This is a genomic window from Actinomadura meyerae, assembly GCF_900188445.1.
Classification (GTDB): domain Bacteria; phylum Actinomycetota; class Actinomycetes; order Streptosporangiales; family Streptosporangiaceae; genus Spirillospora; species Spirillospora meyerae.
In genome coordinates this window covers 1-2585 of the sequence record NZ_FZOR01000101.1, presented here as the reverse complement: position 1 = coordinate 2585, position 2585 = coordinate 1, and the positions used below count along the sequence as shown (strand labels likewise).

Sequence of the window (2585 nt, the reverse complement as noted above, 5' to 3'; positions counted from 1 at the left end):
CCATCCACACCACCAACGCCACCCACCACATCGAAATCGCCCCCGACACCACCCTCACCCCCGCCATCACCGAAACACGACCCGACGCCATCACCATCGCGACCCAGCGCCGCGGCCGGGACCAGGTGGAGACGCTGGTGTCCGCCGTCGCGGAGGCGCACGTCCACGGTGTCGCCGTGGACTGGCCGTCGCTCATGCCGGGCCGCTGGACGGACCTCCCCACCTACCCCTTCCAGCGCCGGCGGTTCTGGATCGACGCACCGGCCCGGGTCGGCGACGTGACCGGGGCCGGGCTCGGCAGGGCCGACCACCCCCTCCTGGGAGCCGTGGTCGAGATCGCCGAGGGCGGTGAACTCCTGCTGACCGGCCGGCTGTCCCCGCGCACGCACCCCTGGTGCGCCGACCACGCGGTGCACGGGTCGGTGCTGTTCCCCGGGACGGCGTTCGTCGAGCTGGCGCTGCACGCCGGTGAGCACGTCGGGCTGCGCCGCCTGCACGACCTGGCGCTGGAGGCCCCGCTGCCCCTCCCGGAGGAGGGCGACGTCCAACTCCAGCTATCGGTGGGAGCGCCGGACGACTCGGGCCGGTGCCGCGTCGCGGTGCACGCCCGCCAGGGGGAGGAACCCTGGGTCCGGCACGCGGTCGGGAGCCTCGCCGAGGGTGGTCCCACCCCGGCGGCCGACGAGACCGTCTGGCGGCCCCGGGACGCCGACCCGATCGACGTCGATTCCCTGTACGCCCGCCTCGCGGATCTCGGCCTCGACTACGGCCCCGCTTTCCAGGGGCTGCGGGCGGCCTGGACGAGCGGCGCCGACCTGTACGCGGAGGTGGAGCTCCCTGAGGACACCGATGTCACCGGCTACGGCCTCCACCCGGCGCTGCTGGACGCGGCCCTGCACGTGGCGGCACACGGCGACGGGCCGTCGCGGGTCCCGTTCGCCTGGACGGACGTCGAACTGCACACCACCGGCGCGACCGCCGCGCGGGTCCGGATCTCGCCCGCGGGGGACGACACCGTCGCCGTCCGGCTGTTCGACGGCGACGGCCGGGTCATCGCCACGGTCGGCTCCCTGGCCGTCCGCCCGCTCGGCCCGCGCCGGGCGAGCGGGCCCTACCGCCCGGCGTGGGTACCGGCGGCGGCGCCGCCGAGCGGGGACGGATCGCCGCCCGCCGTCATCGAGCTGCCCGCCTCCGACGACCCTCGCGCGGCGGCCGGGCACGCGCTCGACGTCCTGCGGGACCGGCTGCGGGCCGGCGACGGACGCCTCGCGCTCGTCACGCGCGGAGACCTCGCGGGCCCGGCCCCCGATCCGGCGGTCGCCGCGGTATGGGGCCTGGCCCGGTCCGCGCAGGCCGAGCACCTGGACCGGATCCTCCTCGTCGACCTCGACGGGACCGGCGCGTCGGACCGCGCCCTGCCCACCGCGCTGGCGTCGGGCGAGCCGCAGCTCGCACTGCGCGACGGCGAACTGCTCGTCCCCCGGCTCGTCCGGGGCGCCGAGCCGGGCGATCCCGCGCCGGTCTTCCGTCCGGACGGCACCGTGCTCATCACCGGAGGCACCGGCGTACTCGGCGGGATCACGGCCCTCCACCTGGTGACCGAGCACCGCGTCCGCCGGCTGGTGCTGGCCGGCAGGCGCGGCGTCGCCGATGAGCGGCTGCTCGCCGAGCTGACCGGACTCGGGGCGGACGTCGAGGTCGTCGCGTGCGACGCCGCCGACCGCGACGCGCTCGTCGCACTGCTCACCGACCACGACGTCACCGCCGTGATCCACGCGGCGGGCGTCACCGCCGACGGCCTGCTGGACGATATGACCGGCGAGCGGATGGACGCGGTGTTCCGCCCCAAGGTGGACGCGGCCCGCCACCTGGACGAGCTGACCCGCGACCTGGACCTCGACGCGTTCGTGCTGTTCTCGTCCGTCGCGGGTGCCATCGGCAGCGCCGGGCAGGCCAACTACGCGGCGGCGAACGCGTTCCTGGACGCTCTGGCCCGGCGCCGCGCGGCCCTCGGCCTGCCCGCCCTGTCGCTGGCCTGGGGACTGTGGGAGCGGGAGAGCGGCATCACCGGCCGTCTCGGCGATGCCGACCTGGCGCGGATCGGCCGCGGCGGCGTCCTGCCGCTGCCGGTGCGGGACGCCACGGCGCTGTTCGACGCGGCGCTGCGGGGCGCCGAACCCGTCGCCGTTCCGGTGCGCTGGAACCCGCCCGCGCTGCGCGCCCGGGCGGCCGAGGGGACGCTCCCCGCCCCGCTGCGCGGCCTGGTCCGCACGGCCGCCCGGCGGCGGGCGGACGCCGTCCCGGCCGCGCCGACCGAGGAGACCGCCCTCGACCTGGTCAGGTCGGCCGCGGCCGCCGTCCTCGGGCACGCCTCGGCGGCCGGCGTTCCGGCCGGGACCGCGTTCAACGACCTCGGATTCGACTCCCTGACCGGCGTCGAACTCCGCAACCGCCTGGCCCGGGCCACCGGGCGGGCGCTGCCCGCGACCCTGGTCTTCGACCACCCCACCCCGGAGGCCCTGGCCCGCTTCCTCGTCGGGGACGCCCCGGCCGCACCCCAGACCCCCCGCACGGCGACTTCCCCA

At 77.2% G+C, this 2585-nt stretch carries 1 protein-coding gene; it reads left to right on the top strand.

Going from position 1 to position 2585, the window contains the following annotated elements:
* Nucleotides 1-2585: type I polyketide synthase (locus CHF16_RS39045; protein ID WP_143228393.1), on the top strand; the 2585-nt coding region annotated here is incomplete at both ends.